The organism is Pseudomonas sp. Cab53, assembly GCF_018325965.1.
In the GTDB taxonomy this organism is placed as follows: domain Bacteria; phylum Pseudomonadota; class Gammaproteobacteria; order Pseudomonadales; family Pseudomonadaceae; genus Aquipseudomonas; species Aquipseudomonas chlororaphis_E.
Genome location: NZ_AP021902.1, coordinates 5,105,213 through 5,130,318, shown reverse-complemented (window position 1 = coordinate 5,130,318; position 25,106 = coordinate 5,105,213). Strand labels below are relative to the sequence as shown.

At 62.8% G+C, this 25,106-nt stretch carries 18 protein-coding genes; 9 read left to right on the top strand and 9 right to left on the bottom strand.

What is annotated here, in order from left to right; all coding sequences use genetic code 11:
• Positions 1-57 precede the first annotated feature (57 nt).
• On the top strand, positions 58-558 hold the full coding sequence (locus tag KI241_RS22445) for a methylated-DNA--[protein]-cysteine S-methyltransferase (protein ID WP_047735953.1): 501 nt from the start codon (positions 58-60) through the stop codon (positions 556-558).
• 841 nt (positions 559-1,399) lie between these two features.
• On the top strand, positions 1,400-2,554 hold the full coding sequence (locus KI241_RS22440) for an integrase core domain-containing protein (protein WP_244868241.1): 1,155 nt from the start codon (positions 1,400-1,402) through the stop codon (positions 2,552-2,554).
• A 234-nt stretch (positions 2,555-2,788) separates the two neighbouring features.
• Here KI241_RS22440 and KI241_RS22435 read toward each other — a convergent pair whose 3' ends face one another.
• The 3 genes from KI241_RS22435 to KI241_RS22425 all read right to left on the bottom strand — a co-directional run bounded on the left by KI241_RS22435 (position 2,789) and on the right by KI241_RS22425 (position 6,358).
• Positions 2,789-4,696: an alkaline phosphatase D family protein gene (locus tag KI241_RS22435; RefSeq protein WP_123579913.1), complete on the bottom strand. Its 1,908-nt coding sequence runs from the start codon at positions 4,694-4,696 to the stop codon at positions 2,789-2,791.
• 131 nt (positions 4,697-4,827) lie between these two features.
• Positions 4,828-5,823, bottom strand: a complete 996-nt coding sequence (locus KI241_RS22430) for a TRAP transporter substrate-binding protein (RefSeq protein ID WP_123579912.1) — start codon at positions 5,821-5,823, stop codon at positions 4,828-4,830.
• A 118-nt stretch (positions 5,824-5,941) separates the two neighbouring features.
• Positions 5,942-6,358: a VOC family protein gene (locus KI241_RS22425; protein WP_123579911.1), complete on the bottom strand. Its 417-nt coding sequence runs from the start codon at positions 6,356-6,358 to the stop codon at positions 5,942-5,944.
• 164 nt (positions 6,359-6,522) lie between these two features.
• Between KI241_RS22425 and KI241_RS22420 the strand changes: the two genes are divergently transcribed.
• Positions 6,523-7,227 carry a hypothetical protein gene (locus tag KI241_RS22420; RefSeq protein ID WP_123579910.1) on the top strand — a complete coding sequence of 235 codons (705 nt, stop codon included), beginning with the start codon at positions 6,523-6,525 and terminating at the stop codon, positions 7,225-7,227.
• A 61-nt stretch (positions 7,228-7,288) separates the two neighbouring features.
• Here the strand turns inward: KI241_RS22420 and KI241_RS22415 are convergent, their stop codons facing one another.
• Together KI241_RS22415 and KI241_RS22410 are read right to left on the bottom strand one after the other, a co-directional pair.
• The gene (locus tag KI241_RS22415; protein WP_212803022.1) at positions 7,289-8,785 is read right to left on the bottom strand and encodes a hypothetical protein; all 1,497 of its coding nucleotides are present in this window, start codon (positions 8,783-8,785) and stop codon (positions 7,289-7,291) included.
• Positions 8,786-9,075: 290 nt separating this feature from the next.
• Complete coding sequence (locus tag KI241_RS22410) at positions 9,076-12,339, bottom strand: AAA family ATPase (protein WP_212803021.1); 3,264 nt, start codon at positions 12,337-12,339, stop codon at positions 9,076-9,078.
• Positions 12,340-12,624: 285 nt separating this feature from the next.
• Here KI241_RS22410 and KI241_RS22405 point away from each other — a divergent pair, with 285 nt between their 5' ends.
• Positions 12,625-14,550, top strand: coding sequence for an MAC/perforin domain-containing protein (locus KI241_RS22405; RefSeq protein WP_212803020.1), 1,926 nt, complete (start codon positions 12,625-12,627; stop codon positions 14,548-14,550).
• Between the two features lie 76 nt (positions 14,551-14,626).
• Entirely contained in the window at positions 14,627-15,487 is an 861-nt protein-coding gene (locus KI241_RS22400; protein WP_237614156.1) for a hypothetical protein, read from the top strand.
• Between the two features lie 56 nt (positions 15,488-15,543).
• Here KI241_RS22400 and KI241_RS22395 read toward each other — a convergent pair whose 3' ends face one another.
• Complete coding sequence (locus tag KI241_RS22395) at positions 15,544-15,948, bottom strand: DUF488 family protein (protein WP_212803019.1); 405 nt, start codon at positions 15,946-15,948, stop codon at positions 15,544-15,546.
• 187 nt (positions 15,949-16,135) lie between these two features.
• On the opposite strand from KI241_RS22395, the gene KI241_RS22390 reads away from it, so the two are divergent.
• The 3 genes from KI241_RS22390 to KI241_RS22380 are packed head-to-tail and all read left to right on the top strand — an operon-like array spanning position 16,136 to position 21,721.
• The gene (locus KI241_RS22390; protein WP_185057708.1) at positions 16,136-16,975 is read left to right on the top strand and encodes a DNA-binding response regulator; all 840 of its coding nucleotides are present in this window, start codon (positions 16,136-16,138) and stop codon (positions 16,973-16,975) included.
• Entirely contained in the window at positions 16,975-19,365 is a 2,391-nt protein-coding gene (locus KI241_RS22385; RefSeq protein WP_212803018.1) for a 7TM-DISM domain-containing protein, read from the top strand. Before KI241_RS22390 ends, KI241_RS22385 begins: the two co-directional genes overlap by 1 nt.
• Position 19,366: 1 nt before the next feature.
• The gene (locus KI241_RS22380) at positions 19,367-21,721 is read left to right on the top strand and encodes a TonB-dependent receptor (protein WP_212803017.1); all 2,355 of its coding nucleotides are present in this window, start codon (positions 19,367-19,369) and stop codon (positions 21,719-21,721) included.
• On the opposite strand, the gene KI241_RS22375 is transcribed toward KI241_RS22380, so the two are convergent.
• The 3 genes from KI241_RS22375 to KI241_RS22365 form a co-directional block, all read right to left on the bottom strand.
• On the bottom strand, positions 21,705-22,778 hold the full coding sequence (locus KI241_RS22375; protein ID WP_212803016.1) for a sensor domain-containing diguanylate cyclase: 1,074 nt from the start codon (positions 22,776-22,778) through the stop codon (positions 21,705-21,707). The genes KI241_RS22380 and KI241_RS22375 overlap by 17 nt on opposite strands.
• A 287-nt stretch (positions 22,779-23,065) precedes the next feature.
• Complete coding sequence (locus KI241_RS22370; protein ID WP_212803015.1) at positions 23,066-23,290, bottom strand: hypothetical protein; 225 nt, start codon at positions 23,288-23,290, stop codon at positions 23,066-23,068.
• Positions 23,287-24,468: a colicin E3/pyocin S6 family cytotoxin gene (locus tag KI241_RS22365; RefSeq protein WP_212803014.1), complete on the bottom strand. Its 1,182-nt coding sequence runs from the start codon at positions 24,466-24,468 to the stop codon at positions 23,287-23,289. The genes KI241_RS22370 and KI241_RS22365 overlap by 4 nt, the downstream gene beginning before the upstream one ends.
• A gap of 393 nt (positions 24,469-24,861) precedes the next feature.
• On the opposite strand from KI241_RS22365, the gene KI241_RS22360 reads away from it, so the two are divergent.
• A complete protein-coding gene (locus KI241_RS22360) occupies positions 24,862-25,104 on the top strand; it encodes a DUF4160 domain-containing protein (protein WP_212803013.1) in 243 nt (80 codons plus the stop codon).
• The last annotated feature ends 2 nt before the right edge of the window (positions 25,105-25,106 follow it).

The following is a 25,106-nucleotide window of genomic DNA, read 5'->3' as shown; positions in this document are numbered from 1 at the left end:
ACGGGGATAAATCCCCTCGCCACAGAAAGCCAGCCAGAGTCGTTAGGAATGACGCCAATGCCACCCCTCTACAAAACCATCCCATCCCCCGTCGGCCAACTGACCCTCGTCGCCCGTGAGCGCAAGCTGGCGGCCATCCTGTGGGAGAGCGAGCGGCTCAACCGGGTACGCCTGGGGCCGCTGGAAGAGGACAGCCAGCACCCGACCCTCAAGGAAACCGAGCGCCAACTGGCGGAGTATTTCGCCGGCCAGCGCAGCCGTTTCGAGCTGGAACTGGATTTTGCCGGCACCGACTTCCAGATCCGGGTCTGGCAGGCATTGCTGACCATCCCCTTCGGCCAGACCCGCAGCTACCGCGACATCGCCATCCAGATCGGCCAACCGACTGCGGTGCGGGCGGTGGGCGCGGCCAACGGGCGCAACCCGATCTCGATCATCGCCCCCTGCCACCGCGTCATCGGCAGCTCCGGCAGCCTGACCGGTTTCGCCGGCGGCCTGGCCGCCAAACAGTTCCTGCTCAGCCTCGAAGGCCAGCAAACCCTCCAGTTGGCATTCTGAAGACTGCGGGAGCGGGGTGGGCGCAGGATCAGCGTTTCGCCACCAACCCATTGTGGGAGCGGGCTTGCCCGCGAAAGCGGAGGGTCAGCTTGCAACGATGTTGGATGTACCGGCCCCTTCGCGGGCAAGCCCGCTCCCACAGTTATTCGGGTTGGCCGCAGGATTAGTGTTCGCCAACCCATTGTGGGAGCGGGCTTGCCCGCGAAAGCGGAGGGTCAGCTTGCGGCGATGTTGGATGTACCGGCCCCTTCGCGAGCAAGCCCGCTCCCACAGTTATTCGGGTTGGCCGCAGGATTAGTGTTCGCCACAAACCATTGTGGGAGCGGGCTTGCCCGCGAAAGCGGAGGGTCAGCTTGCAACGATGTTGGATGTACCGGCCCCTTCGCGAGCAAGCCCGCTCCCACAGTTATTCGGGTTGGCCGCAGGATTAGTGTTCGCCACAACCCATTGTGGGAGCGGGCTTGCCCGCGAAAGCGGAGGGTCAGCTTGCAACGATGTTGGATGTACCGGCCCCTTCGCGAGCAAGCCCGCTCCCACAGTTATTCGGGTTGGCCGCAGGATTAGTGTTCGCCACAACCCATTGTGGGAGCGGGCTTGCCCGCGAAAGCGGAGGGTCAGCTTGCAACGATGTTGGACGTACCGGCCCCTTCGCGGGCAAGCCCGCTCCCACAGTTATTCGGGTTGGCCGCAGGATTAGTGTTCGCCACAACCCATTGTGGGAGCGGGCTTGCCCGGGTAGAAACCGGGGACATCCTTTACGTTTTAAACCGGAGACATCGTTTACAGGTGCATAAATACGGTCAGGAGGTGCCTGACCATGCCCTGGAATCGAGAGTCCCCGATGGATCAACGAATCAAACTCATAGGCGACTGGCTGCAAGGCATCTACTCCAAGAGCGAGCTGGCCCGTCACTACGGGCTCAGCCGACCCACTTTGGACAAATGGCTTGCACGCTACGAGGCGCACGGCATTGATGGGCTAAAGGAGCTGTCACGGCGCCCGCATACGAGCCCTTTCAAAATCAGCGACGAGGTGCTTGAGCTGCTGATCGCGTACAAGCGCGAGCATCACAGCTGGGGGCCTGAGAAGTTGGTGCATAACCTTAAGATCGACCATCCAGACCTGTCTTGGCCCACAGTCAGCACGGCAGGCGAGTGGCTTAAGCGAGCAGGTCTGGTGCAAAAGCGCCGTTTCCTCAATCGACCGCCAGCAGGAAAAAATCCGCTGCGTGACGCCACTGGGCCTAATCAGACATGGGCCGCAGACTTCAAAGGTGACTTCGCGCTTCAGAACGGCCAACGTTGTTACCCTCTGACCATTACCGATCACGTCAGCCGATTTCTATTGCTGTGCAGAGCACAAGGCAGCGTTGCCGGTGCCCGCGAAGGATTTGACTGGGCGTTTCGGGAGTACGGTTTACCTGACGTAATCCGCACAGATAACGGCTCTCCTTTTGCCTCTACCGGCATTTCACGCATATCCAGTCTGGCCGCGTGGTGGATACGTTTAGGGATTCATCCGGAGCGAATCCAGCCGGGGCGGCCTGACCAGAATGGCCGTCACGAACGCATGCATCGAACACTCAAGGCTGCTTTGCTTCATGCACCTGAACGTAACCTGGTGGAGCAACAGCTGGCATTCGAACAGTTTCGACAGGAATTCAATTACGTGCGACCTCACAAGGCCCTAGAGATGAAAGTTCCTGCGGACCTCTATGAGCCATCAAAGCGGCAGTACGATGGGCGCGTGCCGGAGGCGGATTACGCGGCGGACATGACGATCCGTATGGTTAGGCAGAACGGGTCGATGAAATGGAAAGGCAAGATGATTTTCGTCAGCGAATCTCTGGCCGGTGAGGCGCTAGGACTCAAAGAAGTGGACGATGATGTGTGGGATGTTTACCTCTGCAGCTACCTTTTAGGTAGGCTGAAAAGCGGCGAAAGCCGCCTTTCAAGCCAACAGAAACGTAAAGGATGTCCCCGGTTTCAATTGTAAAGGATGTGTCCGTTTCTACACCGCGAAAGCGGAGGGTCAGCTTGCAACGATGTTGGACGTACCGGCCCCTTCGCGGGCAAGCCCGCTCCCACAGTTATTCGGGTTGGCCGCAGGATTAGTGTTCGCCACAACCCATTGTGGGAGCGGGCTTGCCCGCGAAAGCGGAGGGGCAGCTTGCAACGATGTTGGATGTACCGGCCCCTTCGCGGGCAAGTTCCCGCAGGGGGAGTGGCTTCAAGTCGGCGGCGATTTCGGCGCCTGCATGCGGGTTGGCGGTTTGCCGTTGGCGTTGTGTTGGTAGATCTGTGCCGGTTGTCCCTGTTCATTGAAGAACACCTGGCCAATCCCCGCTGAGTTCCACAGGCGCTCGCCGGCCTCGGCATGTTCCGGGGTATGGGGAACGATGCGCATGCTGCGGCGCTTGGTGAACCAGTTCAGGGGCGAGCGCGGAGCGTAGAGCCAGCGGTTCAGGCGGTCGAACCATTCCAGCAGCGCCGGCGGGAACTCATTCTTGATGCCGCTGCTGGTGATCTGCCAGATGCGCGGGCCGCCCTTGCGGTGTGGGATAAGCACCTCGTAGACGAAGGAATAATGCACATCGCCTGACAGCACCACGTAATTACCGGGTGTGCGCGAGTGTCGGAAAATGTTCAGGATCACTTGGGCCGCACCGCGATGGGCCATCCAGTTTTCCGCATCCACCAACAGCGGATAACCGCACCAACTGAACACCCGTTGCACGGTTTCGATCAGCTTCACCCCGAAGATCGGCGCCGGCGAGACGATGATCGCCGAAGGATGGTCCAGCAGTTCCTGTTGCAACTCGCTCAGGGCTTCCCAATCCAGCAGGCCGGACGGTTGCTTGAGGTTGTTCTCGCTGCGCCAGCGGCGGGTGCGGGTGTCGAGCACCACCAGGGCCGGCGTGCTCGGCATCACGTAGTGCCACTGCTGGAAGCCCAGCAGTGTGTCGATCAGTTTGTCCTGCGGCGCGCTGTCGAGGTAGCGGTCGCGAGCGGTGGCGGTCACGGCCAGGGTTTGCTGGAGCATGTCGGCAAAGGCGTCCGGGTTATTGCCCCAACCCTGGCAGAGCATGTAGGCGATCAGGGCGTTGCCGATGATGCGCTTGGAGAACGGATGGCCGTAGGCCGTTTCCTCCCACTGCGCGGACAGATTCCAGTCGTCGGTGATGTCGTGATCGTCGAAGATCATCAAGCACGACAGGTGCGCAAACACCCGCGCCACGCCACCCAGTCCGGCCTTGAAGGCGTCGATGCGTTGCTGTTCCAGGTCATAGCGCTGGCGCCGCTCCGGGGTCAGCTCGGGCGGCACCACGGTGATCAGCGTCCAGGGCACCGGCGACCACACCAGCAGGTACATCGCCATGACCTCGGCGAACGTCACCAGGTGATTGTCGGCGCTGCTGCTGGTGAAAATCGGTTTGCGCGCCCCGCCAAAGAAGCGCTCGCGCAGGGTTTCGTTGCTCTCCAGGGCCGGCAGTAAATCGGCGCGATGGTAATAACTGGCCGGGTGCCGGTAGAGCCTGGCGCTGTCTTGCACCACGGCACCGTCCAGGCATTCCTCGAACAGGCCCAGGCGCTCGATCAAGGCATGGATCGCCCGCAACATGGGGCCCGCGACGTCATCGGCGTAAACCTGGTCGCCGCTCATCATCAGCAACGCCGGCCGTTGTGCCGAGTCCTGTGCCAACAGCCGGTCGACACACAGCAGGCCGTCGTTGGCCGGGTAATGGGGCTTGCGGCACGAGCCGTGGACCAGTTGCTCGATGCGCGAATGCAGCATGAAGTTCGGGCACTGCGCCTCGCCATACAACAGGTGCGGCGCCCATTCGGCAATCGGGGCGCCATCCACCCGCAGGTCGTAATCGATCGGCACGTCCTGGGGCAGGGGGCTGTCGAGTGGCACGTCAATCAGATGGACGAACGCGTGCTGCCCCACCGGCACCACGGTGCAACGCGGCCCGTCGAGCTCAAGATCGCCCACTGCGTCGATGTGCAGCGTCAACGCCAGCGGTCGCGTGCCCACCAGCCACATCACCAGCCGCGTCGGTTCCAGGCGCCGCAACAGCGGACCGACCAGCACAGGGGGCAGGGAAGAGGCAATGTCAGCAGAAGACGGCAACATGGATGGCGCAGGCTCTGTTCAGGGCAAGGCCGGGATCATAGCGCACTGTGCCTTGCGGCTGGACAGGACAAGCATTGTTCCGTGGCGAAGGCGCTCGTTGCCGCTGGGGACGAAGGGCCTTCGCCATGGTGTTACTGCGGCTTATTGGACGCTTCGGCGGCCTTGATCAGGTCTGGCCCGATCGCCTTCTCGAACGTCGCCCACACCGGCTTCAACCGTTCGCGCCAGGCGTTGCGCTCTTCGGGGGTGAGGGTAATGATCTCGGTGGTCTTGGCGTCGAGCACATATTGCTTGTCCTGCTGATTCAGCCGGTCCGCTTCCTGGTTCACATGGGCCGTCACCTCCACCACGATCTTGTCCAGTTCGCTGCGAATGTCCGGCGGCAGGTTGTTCCAGAAGTCGGAGGTGGTGATCAACATGTAGTCGAGTACGCCGTGGTTGGTCTCGGTGACGTACTTCTGCACTTCATGGAGTTTCTGGTCGTAGAAGTTCGAATAAGGATTCTCCGTGCCGTTGACCAGGCCCGTGCGCAAGGCTTGGTAAACCACCGAAAAAATCATCTTCTGGGCCTTGGCACCCAATACCTTGAACTGTTCTTCCAGCACCGCCGAAACTTGCACCCGGAATATCAAGCCACGGGCATCGTCGGGGCTGCGCAAGGGCTTGTTGGCCGACAACTGCTTCATGCCGTTGTGCCAATAGGCCAAGCCGGTGACATTCTTGCTTTCCATGGACTTGAGCAACTTCTGGCCCTCGGGGCTCAGTTGAAAGTGGTCCACGGCGGCAATGTCGTCAAACAGGAACGGCAAGTCGAACAACTGCACGGTCCGGGTGTACTGCTCGAACTTCGCCAGTGACCGGGCAATGATCTGCACATCCCCCAACAGCAAGGCTTCCATCTCCTTGTCATCGCCATACAGCGTGGAATTGGGGTACACCTCGACCCGGACCTTGCCTGGCAATCGCTCCTCCACCAACTGCTTGAACAGCAGTGCGCCCTGGCCCTTGGGCGTTTGTTCGCCCACCACGTGGGAGAACTTGATGACAATCGGTTCGGCCGCCATGGCCGTGCCCAGCGCACTGACGGCCAGCATGCAGGCGAGTGTTTTGCACAGGCGTTTGAGCATTGCGAAGTTCCCTTTGCGTTGTGATGGGCGGCGCAGTGGTTCAAGAACGAGACACTGCAAGTCTAGGAGAAAAACCGTCGGCTGCCGGGCGACGCAGGGGGATCTTGAGTGGCGCCTTTTACGGCTCTTGAGCAGGGCCTTTCAATTCGATCTGGTTGCCATCCGGGTCGAGGCAGTAGATCGACGGGCCCTGGCCTTGCGCGCCGTATCGCACCTGCGCTTTCTCGGCCTCGACGCCGTTGGACGCCAGATGCGCGAGGATCGCGGCTTCATCGAAGGGCTCGATGCGCAGGCAGAAGTGGTCGACATTACGGCGCTGCTTATCGGCGGCCGGACCGCCCGGGCGCCCCAGCGGCCCTTCGACATCCACCAGATCGATCATCGAGACGCCTGTGCCGAGATGGAGCATGCCAAGGTCATCCCGACGCTTCCTGAGTTCGCAGCCGAGCACCGACGTATAGAACGCCAGGCTACGCTCCAAGTCCTTGACCCGCAGGACGATGTGATCGATGTGCTGAATCGTGAAGTTCCTCATGGCGGCCTCAGGGTCGTTGAATGGCAGGGCTCCTATCACCTTAGTGGAGAACAGGCAGAAACCAAGCCGTAAAGACTTGTGGGAATGGGCCATTGTGCAGACGATGGCGAGCCTGCTCGCGAAGCCATCAGCCCAACCACCCCGAACGCCTGGATGCGTACCCCATGATGAACTGGTTCAGAACCCTCACCCGTACAGATGCCATTGCCACACTGGCCTTGATCGTCTCCATCGCTTCAGCTTTCTTCACCTACCAGCAATACCGGGACAGCGTCGCCAGCCGCAAAACCCCGATCATCATCCGGGTCGGTGCCGAGCACACCAAGGTGTCCTTCTACAAACCCTATAAAGATGCCTCGGTCGTGCTCTTCAAACAGCGCTACAAGATCATCCTCACCAACAACAGCTTCAACCCCGAAAGCGTGATCGATTGGCGGATCTGGGAGCGCAGGGAAAACGGTGGGGGAGAATACCTCGGCATGAAATCCAAGCTGCTCGATTCCACAGGGGCGCCGATGAACCTGCCGTTCCTGATCGGCGCGAAAGAGAGCAAGGTGATCTTCCTGGACGTCGGCCAGAAGGTCACGCCAGGTGCCTGGGCGGCCGTCGGGCCCCATGTGGGCCTCGACAAGGAGATGGACTGGTTCGAGGCCGACCGGCTCTTTGCCGATGCCGGGTATCCGCTGTTCGGGCAACTCACCCCGGGTGAAAGCTCCAAGCACCAAGGCCTGCAGGTCGACCGCTGGCTGGCGGGCCCGGCTTACCAGGAGTTCCAGCTGAATTTCAGCAAGGCCGATGGGTATGAGGTGGCTGCTCAATTGTCATTGAATGTCAGCGATGTTTATCCACAGGGGGAGGCTGAGCGGTAGTCGCATTCGGGTAAAACAGGTGGCGAGGGCGCAGGCTCCCTCACCCCGCGGGCCTTTGTTTTCATTCAAACGCCAGGACATCAACGCCCTTGGCCTCGACCATCTGCGCAAACACCGGCAACCGCGCCACGAACGCTGTTTCAAACGCCAGGTACCGATCCTGCGCCGGCAGGTAGCGGATGTGCGGCTTGATGCGCCGGATGTCTCGGGTCGATAGTTTCAGCACCTCATGGGTGGCCTGGTTCCAGAACCACGCCAGGGTGTGTGAGCCGAAGGTGTGGGTCTGATAGTTCCACACCCACCAGTCGCCGTGTCCGCGGCCAACGTGCAACGTGCCGTGGAAGGTGCGCAGGGTGATGACCTGCTTGGGCTGGGTGACGAGCAGGCGCGTGTCCTGGCGCAGTTCGCTGCCAAAACCGTCGAGCAACGCGTGGGTCCTGGCGCCGGTCATGAAGTTGAAGCGCCACGCCAGCAGCACGGTTTCCTGGTAACCCGAGTGTTCGACATTCTGCCGCGTGCTTTCGCTGAACAGCAGAATCTCGTCGCCCCCGAGGTAGGCGGTCGCGGCGCGCAGTTTGCCGCCGTCGGCCGGCATCGGTTTAGCGGCGACGGCCTCGTGGGGCGCGTCCAGGTGCCAGATCCAGCACTGCGTACCGTGGTCCTGCATGAACAGCAAGCGGCGCGGGCCGATGGGCAGGATACTCAACTCATCCGAATGCTCGAAAATGACCTGGCTGCTGTCGGCGGTGATCCGCCAGATGCGCGTCAGGTGTTCGGGCTCGTACAGTCGCTGGCGTTCGAACACTTGGCCATCGACCACCACGCAGGGTTCTTCGAACGCGGGCCATTGTGTCTGCGCAGGGCCGAAGGGCTGTACGTCTTCGCCTTCGCGACGCTCGTAGATGTAGCGGTCGTCGGCGCTGTAGGCACCCCGTTCGACCTGACGGCGCCACAGGCTGTGCCGGTCGTCGGCATCGATCAACTGCAGGTCAGCGCCGTCGACTGGGTCGGTCCGGTGTTCGAGCATGTCCTGTTCGGCGGGCGGCCATGGGTTGTAGTCGATCAGGAAGCACAGCCACTGCTCGTCGTCCTGTTCGGTAATGCCGGCCCAGCCATTGCGGTAGTTGTATTCGTGCACATAGGTGGGCCCGGGATAGTCATGGACCTCAGGCAGCCAGTTCAACGGCTTGCGTTTGGTTGGCGTGGATTTGCGCGGGGTGGCGGCGCGAGCCTGCTCGATCCGTGTCGGGGTGAAGGGCGCACGGTCCTGCCAATGCCGGGCAAACGCTTCGCGCTGTTCGGTCGGGACGATGACGGGCCGGTAGTCATCAGCACCGTCGTCGAGGTTCCACAGGTCGTAGCCGTGGCGCGCCAGCGCCGTTGCCAGGGCCTGGAAACAGACCTCGGGCATTTCGTTGGACAGTTCGTCCAGCAACGCTTCGAATGGCGCTCCGGTAAACACCGCGATGTCGGGATAGTAATGCTGGAACAACCCCAGGCATTCAGCGCCCGGCGTTTTCCAGTCGAGATGAATCAGCGGATCGAAACCGAGTTGCATCGTGCCTGCCGTCCCTATGGTTTTCAGCAGCCCTATCTTAGGCTCTGTCTGAAAAGCCTTGATACTCGTTCATGCTGCGTTGAAAACCGGCTCGTGCGCGAGTCCGATCGGAATGCTCATTTACTCCAGTAAAGTCGAGCGCGACCCCGGCCGTTCCTCGCCGGTTTTCGCCTTGCCTGACCTTCGTCTCAAGACTTTTCAAACAGAGCCTAGCCGGACAGCGAAGCAAAAAGCGCTCGCCATGGCAGGGCGTCCAGTGCGCGTTTGCTGGGGATGAAACCGCCCGGCCATCAGCCCAGCAACGCCCTCAAGCGAGGCATCGTGTTGCCAAACCCCAGCCGCTGTCCGTCCTCCCACAGGCCCTTGGGCATGGTCTCGCCGCGTAACGCTCGCCCCGCGCCGTCAATCACCTGCACATGGTGACTGACCCAGGCGCACGACGAGGCCTGCGGCAGCGCGGCCATCTGTTCTGCCTGCCAGGTCGCCCGTTCAACATCGCCGGCCAGCAGGCAGGTTTCCGCCGCCGCCACGCGAAAGCGCAGGGCGTTGTGGGCCAGGCAGGCCTGGGTGAGCTGGGCTTCGCCCTTGAACAGCGCCTGCTCGCTCAGGGGCGAGTCGTCGACGATCATCGCCAGGCTGCCGTAGACCCACGGGCCGATGTAGCGTTGCAACTCGAAACGTTCGACCAGGCCGGCCGCGTCGATGATCAGGGCCTGTGCTCGCTCGCGATCGCCGTGGTGCAGCGCCACGCGCGCCAGGCCTTCGAGCAATATCGCTTCGAAACGGCTGGCGCCGAGGTTGCGGGCCAGTTCCAGTGCGCCGTTCAGTTGTTGCTCGGCCGCATGGGCCTGGCCGCTTGCGACCAGGCCCCAGGAGGCGGTCAGGCGGGAGAACACTTCGGCGCGGTGGTTGCCGATCTTGCGGCTGCATTCGATGGCGTCGGCGGCGTCGCGCAAGGCGGGTTCGGGTTGGCCCAGGTAAAGCTGCGCCGAGCCCCGGGCGCTGCGGTTGCTCGCTTCCACGTGGACCAGCCCATGACGTTCGCACAGGCGTACGCATTGGTCGAAGACTTCGTAGGCGGTTTGCATCCGGCCTTGTGCGTAGTAGGAATCGCCGATGCCACTCAGGGCCTTGGCTTCGCTTTCCAGGTGGCGACCGATGCGCGCATAGGACAAGGCTTCTTCGTGCAGCCGGCGGCATTCGGCGTAGTCGCCACGGGGGAAGTAGATGTTGCCGCGCAATTGATGCAACTGTGCGAGGGCGATGTGGGCGTGCAGCGTGCGGGCGATCGGCAGGGTGGCTTCGATCAGGCGTTCTTCTTCGTCCAGGCAATCCAGGGTGTTGAGGGCGGCCGCGAGGCCGAGGGCGGCGTCGATTCGGTCTTGGGGCTGTACCGCCAAGGCCAGCGCCTGCTGGAAATGCTCCCGCGCCTCGGCGGTCTGGCCGAGGCCGGCACAAGCCTGGCCGCACAACAGGGCGAACGGGAAGTGGTGGCGCGTGCGCGCGTCGAAGGCCGCGCATTGGCGGGCCAGCGCCAGGACGCTGTCGTACTGGCAGGCGAGGCGCTTTTCGTCCATGGCCGCCAGCAATGCGTCGAACGCCGCCGGGTCGTTGCCTCGTAGCAGGTGCTGGGCGTGGAGTGTCCGGTCGCGCTCGCGGTAGAGCCGTGCCACGTCGCGGTGCAGTTGTTCGCGCAGGGCGGTGGGCATGGCGTCGTAGAGGCAATGCATGACCAGGTCATGGACGAACACGAAGCTTCCCGGCTCGACCTCGCGCAACAGTCCCTGGCGCATGTCCGCCGTCGGCAGGTAAGTGGGCTGGCCCAGGGCTTCGCGCCAGAGCGTCAGTTCGAAACGGTTGCCCAGGACGGCGGCGTAGTGCAAGGCGCGGCGCTGGTCGGGGGCGAGTTTGTCGAAGCGGGTCTGGACCAGGTGCCGCAGGCTGTCGGGGAACACGCCTCCCTCACTCGACAACAGTTGTGTCAGGTACAGCGGGTTGCCCTGGGCGCGGGTGACACAGTCGGCCCGATAGCGCGGGTCGACGTCGGTGAACTGATCCGCCAGGGCGGTGGCTTCGCGGGCGCGGATCGGCGCGATGTCCAGTAGGCTCATGGGGTGGCTGGCGCCGGCGCGGATCTGGTTTTCCAGCGGGTCGCCTTCGGGGCGTGACGTCAGCAGCCAGACGATCGGCGCCTCGTCCGTGGCGTTGAGCAGCTTGGCCAGCATGGCAAACAGCGCGCTGTCGCCCCAGTGCAGGTCTTCAAGGCAGATCAGCAGGGGCTGGTGCACCGCAAGGCGCAGCACCACCTCACACATGGCCTGGAACAACCCCTGGGTGCGGGCCTGGTTGCTCATCGCCGCGTAGAGAGCGGGCGGTTCGGCCGCGCCAATGCCCGTCAACACGTGAAGAAACATCCGATGCTCGGCCGCGACTTTCAGGCGCGACAATGCCTCCTCCAACTGACCCGCGCCAACCGGCCCGAGGCCGAGCAGGCTGTGGAGCAACTGTCCCAGCGGCCAGAGGCTGTTGTTCATGCCGAAATCCAGCACATCGCCGCGGTGGCAGGCGAAGCCGCTCTGTCGGGCGATGTCGACAAACTCACTGACCAGGCGGGTCTTGCCGATGCCGGCCATTCCACGCACGTACACCACATGGCCGTCCTGGCATTCCTGGGTGGCCTCGACCACACCCTTGAACTGCAACACTTCAATCGCCCGGCCCACCAGCGGGCGGGGCGCGTTTTCGTCGAGGCTGCGCGGGCGCCGGCATTTTCGATAGGCGGGAAACACCTCGTCGGCGGCGTAGAACTCAAACCGTGAGGCCAGCTGTTCGAGCAGGTTCTGGGCGACGTACACCGGCGCATGCCCGTAGCGATCCTGCAGCGGCTGGTGGGCCAGCGAAAGCGCCTCGGTGTGCAGCTCCGGGCTTTCGGCACTCAAGCGCACCAGCCGCAGCAACAATGCGTGCCCCGGCTTGACGAACGCCTCCCGGCTCAGCGCCAGCGCGCAGAGCAAGCCGCGCTCGCTGTCACTGCGGTACGCCTGGGGGGAACCGAACTGGGCGATCACCACGCCTTGGGTCATCCCGAGCGGGACACCGCCGAACTGGCGCACCAACCGCTCGACCTCGTCGCTCAGCCCCTGGGTATCGAGACCGAAGGACAGCTCCAGCACATATCGGATGACGGTCTCGTCGGCCTGGTTCAATGCGTGTTGCGCAAAGGCCTGGTCGTGCAGTGCGAGCACGGCCTGTTCGATATCGACCAGCGCCGCCGAGGCGGATGGCCCGAGCAGCGCGCTGACATCGACATCGAACGCCGTGGCCAGGTGACGGGCCGTGCGGTAGAGCACCGGCTTACCGGTTTCGGCGCGCTTGATCGAGGCAATGGACACGCACAGGTGTCGGTTCAGACAGGCTTCGGCCAGGGTTTCCTGGCTCAGGCCGTGCTGTTTGCGCAGGCCTTTCAACGAGGCGGCGTCCAGCAATACGCGGCCGTCCGATACGGAGGCGTCGGGCTTGGGCAGGGCTGGAAACGAGCTTTGTCTGGAGTCCATGTCGATAGCCCTGGCCGGCCCCTTCGCTTCGGGCGGCGCGCCAATGAATGCACAATCCGATGTCGATCACCGGCACTTGCGAGGTCGAGCCTGGAAAACCGTTCGAGTCTACTCCACTGCATCGCCCGCGTTAACGGAAAGATGGCAATTGGCCTGATACCGAACTGATACCGGACTGATACCGGACTGACACCGTTCTGGACTGTCCGCCGATCCCGCCCGTTCCGATACTGAGCCCCATCAATTGGCACCAATTGATACAACCTGAGTGATGGGAGAACGGCAATGAACGATGGATTGATAGGCGGCTCAAGCAACGAACCACGGGACATCGGCGGTTCGCAATTACTGGGGCGCGGCCTGAACCGGCTCGACTGGGCCGGCGAAAGCAAGGAATGCCAGAAAGTGGGCGATACCGAGTCGGGCAAACGCGCCGTGCCGTACCGGCAAACCACTTACAACGTTGGCCAGAATGTCGCCATGAGCACGGCGGTCGCCAAGGATGACCACTTCGTCGAAACCTTCACTTCCCGCGACGAATACGAAAGCCATACCCAGTCCAAGGTCCAGGGCTCCGGTAAATACGGCGCGTTTTCCGCCGGCTTCCAAGTCACCTTCGGCAGCAATATCAAACAGCTCGAAGAGCGTGACGCCGTGCTCTACAGCCACACGGTGCGCCTGTGGAAACTGAACCTGGAGCTCAACCCCGACAGCGCGACCGCCAGCTTCAAGACGCGCGTCGGTGAGCTGCCCAAGGTCTTCGATCCGCGCGATGCGAAGCCGTTTTTCGATTTCTTCGTCGATTTCGGCGCCGACATCGTCAGCGAGGTCACCGTCGGCGGCGCGCTGAACTATGCGATGACGTCGCTCAAGTCCTTCCTCAGCAAAGACAACACCCTCAGCGCCATGGTCGAGGCGGAGTACGGCACCTTTGTCAAAGGCAGCGCTTCCACCGAGATCTCCGAGTCGGTGAAGAAAAACATCGCCCATCGGGTGGCCAACCTGACCACCCAGGGCGGCACGCACGCGATCGATTTCACCCCGGAAAAGCCGAGCAACTGCAACGCGGACTTCGGCAAATGGCGTGAGTCGTTGCCCGATGATCCCCAGATCGTGGAGTTGAAGCTTTCGCCGGTGTATCTCTTCGTCAAGAAAGGCGAAGTGCGCAACGCCCTGGAACAGGCTTACCTGTGGTACACCAGCTACAAGGCGGAAATCGAAGGCTCCTGGCAGGAATCGGTGATCACGCTCGGCCATTCCGGTGGTCAAACCGCAGCGCGCGGCACGGCGACAGGCCCGGCCTTGCGTGTGGTGTTCATCGATAACTACAGCAAGCAGGCCCAGGAAAACCTGCACTTCCCGCCGGCCGCGACGGCTACCCAGGCCGAGTTCGAACAGTTCTGGGATGCCCTGGCCCTGCTGCTCAAAGAGAAAAAGGGGCAGCGATTGCTGATGGTCACCGAACGCTGGCCCCGCGATGCGCGCTACTACCCCAGCAGCGCCATGCGTGAGGCGCTGCTGCTCAACGGCGCCAGCAGGGCGACACTCCAGCGCTGGGACGCCCTGACCCGCCACATGCAGCCCAACCCGATGGCCGGCCTGACCTATGTGCTGGCGGGCAATGAGCTGGAAGTGCCGGGGGTCGATGGCCTGATTGCCGGTTTTGGCCAGCCGGGCAAGGACCTCAACCCGACCGTGAAGGTCATGGCGCGCCTGTCTTACGACTCGTTCGGCAAGGCCAAGCTGGTACAAACGGAAAAGACCGAGGAAGACCCGTGCACGGTCTTGTACATCCTGCGCAACAACACCGGCGACAAACCGGCGCTGGCGACCGACCCGCAGGACAAGACCCGCATCGCCATGCAAACGCCGGACAGGCGCAACCCCGGGCAGTTCTGGTACATGCCCGAGCTGGAAAAACCCTACCCGGAAATCAACCATCCTGTGCTGCTGATCAACTACGAGACGGGCGCTTGCCTGCAAGGTCGGCACGACCAGGGCGACTGTCGGCTCAAGGCCATTGAACCGGGTCGCCAGCAGGATGACGTGATCTGGGATCGGCGCGGCGATGAAGTGTTCCACCTGTTGATGGTCTACTACTGGATGGACGCCTTGTGCCTCACCCAGGTGGAAAAACGTGCCGCCGTGCGCCCTTGGCGCGAACCCCACGGCATGGACTGGCTGCGCGAGCAGCATCGTCCGTATCGTTGATAGCGTGCAGGTTCAGCCGGTCCGTCGCTGACGGGGCGGCTGGGCGTTTTCTGTTGTCTTCTTGTATGAGTGGTCCATGACAATGCAACTCTTTAACAGCGTGCCCTTTCTCGGCGACGGTGTGGAAACGCCCCTCGACGCCCGGACATTCCCCTACCTGTTCAACGACCACGGCCTGGCGCAGCCGAGCGACCAGGTGCGCGGAGCGTTGATCACCCTCAGCCCCGAAAACCCCGACCTGCTGCTGGGTGCCCGCTATTCCGGCATCAGTTGGAAGGACCGCGAGGTGCCGACGAGCACCGGGTCCTACGTCATCAAGGCGTTCGACTTTCACGTCAAGCAAGTGCGCTATGAGCCGCTCTGGGCCACGAAGGAAACGGCACAGGCGTTCGGCATGACCTTGCTCGGAAACGGCGAATGCCTGCGGTTTGACTATGACCAGTTGATCCTTGGCCAATACACCTACGGCAAATGGGCCGGCCATCAATCGCCTTACCTCGGGCCGGCGCGCATGCGTGAGTTGCTGACCCACAACCCCACGGATCTCGAATACCACAACTTCCCCCACGCGTTTTTCTCGCGCTACGGTCGGTTGCCGTTGGTTATCAGTGTCGCCCGCTGGCGGCCCGCCGCGCGGGAAATCTACCTGGCCGACCTCTGGGTCCGACCTGGCGACGCCCTGGTTCTGCCGCCCAAGCACTATGGCGACATTCCCCCCAGCGACGCTCGCGGCCTGGAGAACTGGCCGGTGGTGGTCGACATGCACGGCAACCGCAATTCGGCGCTGGCCTGCTGGTTCAAGGACGGCGAAGACAGCCTGCTGACGGAAACCATCCTGGCGAACTCGACGCTCATGAACTCCACAACCGGCAAACCCCACTACCACGAAGAAAAGGCCCCGACCCAGCACGAGCTGCCACCGGGCTATCGACCCTGACTCCCCACGATGCCGCGGCGAGGGCGCTTGCTCTCGCCGGGTGACGCAGCAACCCCTCACATCTCGGGAAACTCCGCGAGGTAACACACTGGCGAACTCCCCTGCGCACGCTTCTCCACCTCATCCTCCAACCACTCGGCCAGCACCACGGCATTGTTCTCGGTGACGGACCTGGCCGCGTAAACCAGCGTCAGGGGGCCGTCCCGCGCCACATCCACCAATCGCCACCAACTTTGCGGCTGGGCGGCCAACTCCTTGCGATAAGCCACCTTGAATGCCTCGAACGAAACCGTCCCGGCCTTGAATGCCTTGCGCAGCCCATGGGAAGGCGCCACCTCCGGGCGCCATTCATCGATCACCAACGCCTGCTTGGGACAATTGCGCGGCCACAGCCGATCAACCAGGATGCGCACGCCATCCGTGGCGCTTGCGGCTTCATAGGCGCGTTTGCACTGGATCATCAACAGCCTGCCAGTCAGAGTAGGTCCCTTCAGCATAGGCCCTGAGCCGCACGAGCGGGTGGAACCTGCCGCCTTCAAGTCTTCGCTGGCGCGGCCGCTATCTATGACGAGTTTTAACCGAGCCATCGATTGGCTGTGCAATTTCGGCAATGATGCTGGCAAAGGCACGATAAAGAGAACGTAGCGAATGGACGACGGACGATACGAAAGGCGAGTGGCCGTGGCGGGCGACGCGACGGCGTCATCCGAGCCGCAGCCGCATATCCTGCTGATCGACGATGTTCCGGAAGACATCCGCGCAACGCTCGTCCTGCTCAAGGCGCAGCCCTGGCGCATTTCCCTGGCCAGCGATGCGCACCAGGGCTATCAACGGGCGCTGGCGCTGCGTCCCGATCTGATTGTCCTGGATGTGCACATGCCGCAGATGGACGGGTTCAGCCTGTGCCGGCTTCTGCGCGAGGCCCCGGCGACCCGGCAGACGCCCATCCTGTTCCTGTCGTCGGCCAACAGCTCGTTCGAGCGGCTGGAAGGACTGACCGTGGGCGGGGTCGATTACATCCCCAAATCCTGCGCCCCCGAGGAAGTGCTCGCGCGCATCAGGATCCACCTGCAACTGACCTGGCGCGTGCCGCCGCCCCGCGAAGCCAACCCGGCCGACCCGGAGCCGGAAGGCGATGAAATCGTCCTGCGTGCCGCGATGCGCTGGATTGAAGAGCACCTCGATGACATGCCTTCCCTGGTCCAGTTGGCCCACAAGGTGGGCACCCACGAGAAACGCCTCTCGCGGATTTTTCGCGAGCACCTGGGGCTGACCGTATTCGCCTACATTCGCGACGCGCGATTGCGGCGTGGCCAAGACCTGCTCGCTGAAAGCGCCATGAGCGTGCAGGACGTTGCCGAACTGGTGGGCTTTCGCAATGCCTGCAACTTCACCACGGCCTTTCGCCAGCGAATCGGCATGACGCCCAGCCAGTTTCGCGAGCAAACCCAGGGCCGTGCCGATGCCGAGTCGGCCGGGCGCGCCTGATGTGGCTGCTACGGTGCCTATGGCTGGCGATCGGGTTGTTATCCACAGGCTTGCTCCACGCCGCGCCTGTGGATATCTGCCAGGCTGACCACCTGGACCTGATGCCCACCGTGCAACTGTTCGAAGACCCCCCGGCACAGTTAAGCCTGGACGACGTCGCTCAACTGCCCGACGCCCGTTTCAGCCCCGTCACTCCGCGCTGGCCAACCCAAGGCTACAGCCGCTCTGCCTACTGGCTGAAATGGCAGTTCACCAACTCAAGCGCTGTGGCGTGTTCGCGCCTGCTGGTGATCGGGGCGCCGCGCCTGGAGGACATTCGCGTCTACCTGCCGGGGCGTGATGCCCACGGTGGCAGCGCTTATCCCTTGGCCGAATGGCCTCAGCCAGCGGCGCGCCAACCGGCGTTTGCGGTGTCGCTGGCGGCAGGGCAGAGCGTCACGGTGTTCGTCCGCGTGACCAGTCACTTCCAGATGTTGCTGGAGCCGGAGCTGTGGTCCGAACCGGCGTTGTTGCGCAGCCAGCAACAGACGTACCTCAGTGACGGACTCACCCTCGGCATTGTCCTGCTGGTCGTCCCGTTCGGTTTCATCGTTGGTTGGATCCTGCGCTCGCGACTGCTCACCGTGAACGCAGGGGCGGTCCTGAGCTATATCCTGCTCACCTGCATCCTCAATGGCTACCTGATCTACTGGCCGGCGGCGCTCGGCTGGACACGGGAGCTGCTCACCGGCGTCAGCGCAATCTCGTTCGTCCTGTTCCTCGCCTACATGCGCGTGCTGTTGCAGGTTGCCCGGCTGCCCAACGTCATTGCCTGGAGCTATTGGCTGCCGCTGTTGGGCTGTGTGCTCGGTCGACTCTGGTGGTTGATGGTCGACCCGGTCCAGGGCGCGCAACTCGTGCAGGTGTCCCTGTTGAGTTTCTACGGCGTGCTGCTCGCCACGTTGTTCATGGCCTGGCGCGCACGGCTGAGCTACAGCTGGATGGCCTGGCTGGTGCCGGGGCTCTTGTTTGCCCAACTGTTGATGCGCCTGTTCTTCCCCCAGGAGTACTTGCCCTGGCAGTCGCCGCAAAGCAAATACAGCCTGTCGTCGACCCTGCCGGGCGTGGCGTTGCTGGTGTGCACCTTGATCATGGAAGTCAGCCGCAGCCGACACCGGGAAAAGCACGCCCTGGCCACCCTCGAACAACAGCGTCAGGCCGAGCACGAACGCCTGGAAAGCACGGTGGCGCTGCGCACGGTGCAGTTGCGCGAATCGCTGGCGGCCCGCAGTGCCTTGATGGCCCGCATCAGCCACGATTTGCGCTCGCCGCTGGTGCGCATCATCGACTACGCGCGCCTGCTGCAGGGCGGGGCCCAACGCGACTACCCGACCAACATCGAGCGCAATGCCCGCCAGCAACTGGAACTGATCGACGAGATGCTCGAGTTCTCCCGGGGGGAAATGGAGCAGATGCAACTGGTTCTGGCGCCGGGTTATCTGTATGGCTTCCTCAACGAGATCGCAGACGAGGCGGGCTTTCTCGCCGCGCGCCAGGGCAATACGTTCGAAGCCGTGTTGGCCGATGACCTGCCGCCGCTGGTCGAGGCCGATTTCAAACGGCTGCGGCAGGTCCTCATGAACCTGTTGGCCAACGCCGCGAAATTCACCCACAACGGCCGGATCCGTTTCGAGGTGAGCGCGGCTGCGGGGGCGAGCGCCGACGGCGTGGAACTGCGCTTGAGCGTGATCGACACCGGCGTCGGCGTTGATCCACACGAATTCGAACAACTGCTGCAACCGTTCCGCCGGGGCCGCAATGCGCAACGCTACGAAGGCAGCGGGTTGGGCTTGTCCATCGTCACGCAACTGCTGGAGCGCATGGGCAGCCGGCTGGAACTGCACGCCACCGGGCAGGGCGGTAGCCACTTCAGTTTTCAGCTGCCGTTGAAATACGCCCAGGAACAGGACCTGGAAAACGGCATCGTCGACAACCATGTCGCACCGCTGGATGGCCAGGGCCTGCATGTGTTGCTGGTGGACGATGTCGAGCAGAACAGCGAATGGCTGTATGACCTGTTGGCCGGCTACGGGTTTGACGTGAGCATCGCGACCCAGGGTGAAGAGGCCCTGGCCTGCCTGGCCGAGCAGCCGGTGGATCTGCTGATCAGCGACCAGATGATGCCCGGCATGGACGGCTGGCAACTGTTGCAACGGGTGCGCGAGCGCTGGGCCGATCTTCCGGTGATGCTCTATTCGGCGGTGCCGCCACGCAGGCCGCAGGATTACCCACAGGACCTGGCCTTCGACGCGGTACTGCTCAAGCCCGCTGACAGTCGCGAGTTGCTGGCGTGCGTCAAGGCGCTGGCCTGCCCAGACACCGTGTATCGCGCGACGGCTCGGGAGCGATAACGTGGCGGGTTCGGATTATCGACTGCTCTTGCTCGCGGGTTTCTCGGTGTTGCCTTGGGCGTGGGCCACGGCTGCGCCCGCCGTGTCGACCCACACACTGGAACTCGACGAAACCACCGTGACGGCTCGCCGCCGCGAGGAAGACCCGCAACACGTGCCCATCCCCATCAACGTCCTCTACGGCGAGCAACTGGACGGAGCCGGCCTGCACCGCCTGCAAGACATCCAACAACTAGTGCCCGGCCTGGTGGTCTCCGGTCACGACGCCCGTTTTGCTGGTTTCGGCCTGCGCGGGTTCGGCGCGACGGCCTACAACGATGGCCTGGAAGGTAGCGTCGGCACCTACGTCGATGGCGTCTACCTGGCGCGTCAGGGCATGGCCTTCACCGAGTTGATGGACATCGAGCGCATCGAAGTGCTGCGCGGGCCCCAGGGCACCTTGTTCGGCAAGAACACCACCGCGGGCGCGCTGAACATCGTCACCCGCCAGCCGACCTTCCAGCCTGAGGCCAACCTTGAAGCCAGCTACGGGGAACGCGGCCTGCGGGAATATCGCGGGACGGTTTCCGGGCCGTTGCAGGACGACGTGCTGGCGGGGCGATTGAATATCTTCCACAGCACCACTGACGGCACCGTGCAAAACCTGCAAGACGGCGCGCGCCTCGGCGACGCCGACAGCCAGGGCCTGCGCGGGCAATTGCTGTGGACGCCGACCACCGACTTCAGCGCGCGCCTCATCGCCGACTATGCCGAGCAAAACGAAGCCGGCAACGTCCTGCTGGTCAATCACTACAGCCAGCAGACCCGCAAGCGCGCCCAGTTCCTCGGCTATCCATTGTCGGAGCCCGACCCTTACAAGCGCGAGGCACGCATCGACGCGCCGGGCCGTCCGCAAACCCTGCAGAACGGCGTTTCACTGGAATTGAACTGGGACCTGGATGAGGCCATGCGCCTGACCAGCATCACCGCCTACCGAGACTGGGATTACCGCGCAACGCGTGACGGCGACAGCACCGCGCTGTCGGTGGCCCAATCCGAAACCGAGCTGGGCCAGCGCCAGTTCAGCCAGGAGTGGCGCTTGTCCGGCACGGCCGGCTCGTCCATCGACTATGTCGCCGGGCTCTACTATCTGCGCCAGCACCTGGATCGGGACATCGATGTTCAATTCGGCCAGGACGCCGCGCCCTGGTTCGTCGGCGACCAACTGGAATCCTTGCAGAAACTCTACGGCATCACCTTCACCGATCCGAAGCAGGTGCCGGCGCTGCTGCTGGACGGCGCCCGGCAACGCTACGACGGAGAACAGAAGGGCGACAGCCGCGCCGTGTTCGGCCAGCTATCCTGGCGTCCGATCGACCCGCTGGAGCTCACCGGCGGCCTGCGCTACAGCCACGAGCGCAAGGACGGCTGGGTCTCGCGCGACGTCAGCAACCTGGCCCCGCTGACGGGGTTGCCACCGGTGTTCCAGGCCGGAGGGCAGTTGCTGCGCGACATCGCCCTGGGCGAGGGTTACTACCGCCAGGATTCGATCAAAGAGCACAACGTCTCCAGCCTGCTCAGCGCCAGCTACCGCTTCAGCGAGGCGGTGATGGGCTACGTCAGTTGGTCGCGGGGCTACAAGGCTGGCGGCATCAACTTCGACGTGGTCGGCCCGTTCACCGCGCCGACCTTCGAGCCGGAGCGCGCCACGTCCATGGAACTGGGCTTGAAGACGCGGTTCTGGGAGGAGCGCGCGTTGCTCGATCTCGCGCTCTACCAGACCGACGTCGACAACTACCAGGCGCTCACCTACAGCCCGCCCACCTCCCTGTTCGCGCCGCCGCTGCGGGACAACCTGATCAACGTCGGCAAGGTGCGCCTGCGCGGGGTCGAGCTGGACTCGGCCTGGCAACTGACGCCCCGACTCACCGGGCGCCTGGGCCTGGCCTGGAGCGACGCGCGCTACCGCAGCTTCCCCAACGCACCGTGCTCGCCGGCCTCGGGCCGGTGGACCTGCGACCTCAGCGGCGAGCGTCTCTACAACGCGCCGGAATGGACCCTCAGCAGCGGCCTGGACCACAGCCATCCGCTGTCGAACGGGCTGGAGGTCTACAGCGGCATCGACTACAGCTTGCGCACCGGTTACTACGGCACCCTCGAAGGCGGCGAGGGCAGCTACCAACCCAGCTACGGCCTCACCAACCTGCGCCTGGGCCTGCGCAGCCAGGACCGTGGGTGGGAAGTGGAAGGCTGGGTGCGCAACGTCTTCGACCGTCAGTACATCACCGCGGTCTATTCACTGCTCGGCGCCGGCGACTACGGCGTCATGACCGGCAGCGAAAGAACCCTCGGTACCACCGTCAGGCTTCGCTATTGACCGAAATGAACCGCGTCGGGCAGAACGCCAGGCGGTTGCCGCCGGCCTTTTTCGACAGGTACATCGCTTGGTCCGCCTTGCTGATCAGCGCATCGATTTCCTGACCGTGCTCGGGGAAAAATGCCACGCCGATGCTGGCGGCGATTTCCACCGTCTGCGCGCCGATCAGGATGGGTGCGTTGGCCGCTTGCAGCATGCGCTTGAGCAACGGCTCGCTGTCTTCCACCGCCTGTAGCCCGACCAGCCCGGCGACAAACTCATCGCCACCGAGCCGCGCCAGCGTGTCGCTCTCGCGCAGGGTCGCGTTGATCCGGGCCGCGACAATCTGCAACACCCGGTCGCCCCAGTCATGGCCGTAACTGTCGTTCAGGGCCTTGAAGCCGTCGAGGTCGATAAAGGCGATGGCCACCTTTTGCTGGTGCGCCCGCGCCTTGCCCAACGCCTGGCGCATCCGCTCAGCCAACAGCAACCGATTGGGCAGTTGCGTGAGCGCGTCATACCGGGCGTCGCGCTCCAGCAACTGGAGGCGCTGCTTGATTTGCGTCATGTCACTGAACAGCGCCACATAATGCTGAACATTGCCGTACCGATCATGCACGGCACTGATGCTGATGCGCGACGTCATCTCACGGCCGTCCTTGTGGCTGCTCTGGATTTCGCCGGACCAATGCCCGTGGAAATCCAGTGCGTTCTTCATCGGCGCGTAAAACGTCAGCAGCCGCCGCACCATGGGGTGGGCATTCAGCGCCCGACCCTGCACCTCGTCTTGCCCGTAACCGGTGAGGCGGGTGAACGCCTCGTTCACGGCAATGACTCGGCCGAATGGGTCCACCAGAATGGCTCCTTCGCGCGCGTGGCTGAACACGGTCGCAGCCAGCTCCGGGCAAATGGCCCCGGCCGACCTGTCCACGGCGCCCTCGTCACGGGCCACCGGCCACCGTTCGGAATCGAAGCCCAGCCGCGCCAGGTAACCGGCCATGAACGAAAACGTTCGATGCAGGCGGATCAGCACCGCGGTGGCGATCCTGGAGTGACGGATGAAGGTGTGTAGGTTCATGGTGGCGGGCAAGGGGTGTGCAAGCGAAGCGGGGATTATCGAAGGGCGCAAGACGCAGGGACTTTGCTGGAGCGGATGAAAGCTTTGCGGCAGGGGAAATATTGAAGTTTTTTTGCAGGCTGAGTGGGGGATTGCCGATCGGTTGTTCAGGAAGGGGGGAGTTGCCCGAGACCGAAAGGAAAACCCAATCCCCGTGGCGAGGGAGCTTGCTCCCGCTGGGCTGCGTAGCAGCCCCAAAACCGCCCGACGTAGCTCATCGAAAAAAGAATCATGCCCCCCGCTGCTAACTAATTGCTACTGGTCAGGAAAAGCAACAAGTTGCGAGGAAGCTCGATTGAGCACGCTTTTTCCAAGGCTTCAATTTGGGCTGCACTCAGCTCATAGTCGTACAAATGATCTTCTTTCTGGCTCCAGTTCATTATTTTTGCCAAGGCTTCGCCGTCGATGCCAAGCGTTGTTTCGTATGTGGCGAAATCATCTCCGTCAACGATGCCCATTATTTTGTATTTCATGGTTCTATCCACCTCGTCGGATTGGCTGGTTTGGTTTGGCTCCCAGTAACATGGTCGAACTCACCTAAGTGCTTGCCTCGCTTGTTATATTTTTCCAATGCGCCATGTTGAAAGTCCCACTCATATATAAATTTGTCACGGTCCTTCCAGCGTGGACGTAACCCCCCACCTTTCACGCGGGTCTTGGGTTGCGCCCATTTTGCATCTGGAAAGGCAGGGAGGAAGTCTGGTTTTGGGTGATAGTCATGATGAGCAGTACTCACCACTACATAAACCGGCCGAATCCCCGAATCCGCCGGAAACACCAGAATGAAGTCCCTGTATTCCGGCGGATAAATCGGGTCGACAATGATGCTGTCGGCCATCGGTGTCGGCGGGTAGATCCATACGGGAGGTGCCTGGGGCGCGGCCTCCAGAGCAGGGATGCCGAGGGTATCGGAAGGGTCGGTGGCCGGCGTCCAGATCAGTTCGACGCCATCACCCAGGTCGGCAACGAACTGGTCGGCCCGCGGCGTGAACTGGACAACGTCGACCATCTCCCAGCCGCCATTTTGACCCGTATAGAACCCATACCCCTTGAGACTGCCATCGGCCTGCTGCTCGATGTTCAGGCGCATGCGGCTGCGCGCCTGCTTGAGGTTGCGTAGCTGGTCCTCGCTGTAGAGTGCGCTGTCACCCAGGCTGGAAGGCCAGAGCAGGGCGATGATGCCCGTCAGCAGAGCTGCGCCGACGGTACTGCCGGCAGCAGCCGTAGACGCTGCCGAACCGCCCAACGCGAACCGGCCCAACGTCACGGGCACCGTGTTCGCGCCGATCCGCTTGAGGGGCACCGCGCCGGAAGGGTCGGCACTGCGGCCGCCGAGCCACATCAGGTCGCCGTACTGCTTGACCAGATCCGCCGGTACGTAGCCGTTGGGGTTGCTGTAATCAATGATGCCGTTGGGCAGCTTGCAGCTCTTGGCAAACACGCACCCAGTCACCTCGGGTAGCGGTTTGTTATCCACCGGAGCCCAGCGCGCCTGTTCATAGGCTGCTTGTCGGGCAAGCATGGCTTCATAATCCCGCTGTCGGGTTTCGCGCGCGGCCAGTTCGCTGGCAGTCATGTCTCTGTAAGTGATGTGATGCCCGTCACCGGCGGGCGGGTTTCGGACCTTGGGGATGTCTTGTTTGCGTGTCACTGCGCTGAACGTCTCGTCCGATAAAGGCAAGACAGACGCTAACGCGGGAGCCCAGGGGAAGGTTGTAGGAGGTTTCTGGAAATGGTTGGTCCGTTTTCGCTAATGCAGGAAAAGCCGGATGATCCGTGATCTGGTGTTCGATCTGAATGGATCGCACGTGTGGGTGTCAGCAGGTGATTTGGCTGAGGGCGTTTGAGATCGGGTGAGGAAAACACAGCCCGTGGCGAGGGGATTTATCCCCGTTGGGCTGCGCAGCGGCCAGACTCACGAATCGACGTCGCCTTGCGCTTTTATTTGCTCAAGCCTCCTCAGGCCAGTGGCGCTTCGGCGGGAAAAAGAATCGTGCCCTGCATCTGACGGCTGACCTTGTACTAGGGAAAAAAATTCCCTAGCATGCCTGCCATGGCTACCGTATACAGCGACCGTAACTGGAAAATAAAAATCTACCCGGACGATCACGCGCCGCCGCATTTTCATGTGCAAACGCCCGATGGTGAGTCGCTGGTGGAGATCGACGGGCTCCAGGTGCTTGGCAGAGGGGCAAACCCTAAGTCCCTGAAAGCCGCCTTGGCGTGGGCGGCAAAGCACACCGCTGACCTGCAGCGTGTGTGGAATGAACAGAATCGGAGGAGCTGACC

Bases quoted from the DNA above. Each gene is read 5' to 3' on its own strand.
- KI241_RS22370 (WP_212803015.1), bottom strand. From the start codon at position 23,290: ATGAAATACAAAATAATGGGCATCGTTGACGGAGATGATTTCGCCACA.
- KI241_RS22410 (WP_212803021.1), bottom strand. From the start codon at position 12,339: ATGGACTCCAGACAAAGCTCGTTTCCAGCCCTGCCCAAGCCCGACGCC.
- KI241_RS22390 (WP_185057708.1), top strand. From the start codon at position 16,136: ATGGACGACGGACGATACGAAAGGCGAGTGGCCGTGGCGGGCGACGCG.
- KI241_RS22430 (WP_123579912.1), bottom strand. From the start codon at position 5,823: ATGCTCAAACGCCTGTGCAAAACACTCGCCTGCATGCTGGCCGTCAGT.
- KI241_RS22415 (WP_212803022.1), bottom strand. From the start codon at position 8,785: ATGCAACTCGGTTTCGATCCGCTGATTCATCTCGACTGGAAAACGCCG.
- KI241_RS22375 (WP_212803016.1), bottom strand. From the start codon at position 22,778: ATGAACCTACACACCTTCATCCGTCACTCCAGGATCGCCACCGCGGTG.
- KI241_RS22385 (WP_212803018.1), top strand. From the start codon at position 16,975: ATGTGGCTGCTACGGTGCCTATGGCTGGCGATCGGGTTGTTATCCACA.
- KI241_RS22395 (WP_212803019.1), bottom strand. From the start codon at position 15,948: ATGATCCAGTGCAAACGCGCCTATGAAGCCGCAAGCGCCACGGATGGC.
- KI241_RS22420 (WP_123579910.1), top strand. From the start codon at position 6,523: ATGATGAACTGGTTCAGAACCCTCACCCGTACAGATGCCATTGCCACA.
- KI241_RS22400 (WP_237614156.1), top strand. From the start codon at position 14,627: ATGACAATGCAACTCTTTAACAGCGTGCCCTTTCTCGGCGACGGTGTG.
- KI241_RS22425 (WP_123579911.1), bottom strand. From the start codon at position 6,358: ATGAGGAACTTCACGATTCAGCACATCGATCACATCGTCCTGCGGGTC.
- KI241_RS22435 (WP_123579913.1), bottom strand. From the start codon at position 4,696: ATGTTGCCGTCTTCTGCTGACATTGCCTCTTCCCTGCCCCCTGTGCTG.
- KI241_RS22405 (WP_212803020.1), top strand. From the start codon at position 12,625: ATGAACGATGGATTGATAGGCGGCTCAAGCAACGAACCACGGGACATC.
- KI241_RS22360 (WP_212803013.1), top strand. From the start codon at position 24,862: ATGCCTGCCATGGCTACCGTATACAGCGACCGTAACTGGAAAATAAAA.
- KI241_RS22445 (WP_047735953.1), top strand. From the start codon at position 58: ATGCCACCCCTCTACAAAACCATCCCATCCCCCGTCGGCCAACTGACC.
- KI241_RS22440 (WP_244868241.1), top strand. From the start codon at position 1,400: ATGGATCAACGAATCAAACTCATAGGCGACTGGCTGCAAGGCATCTAC.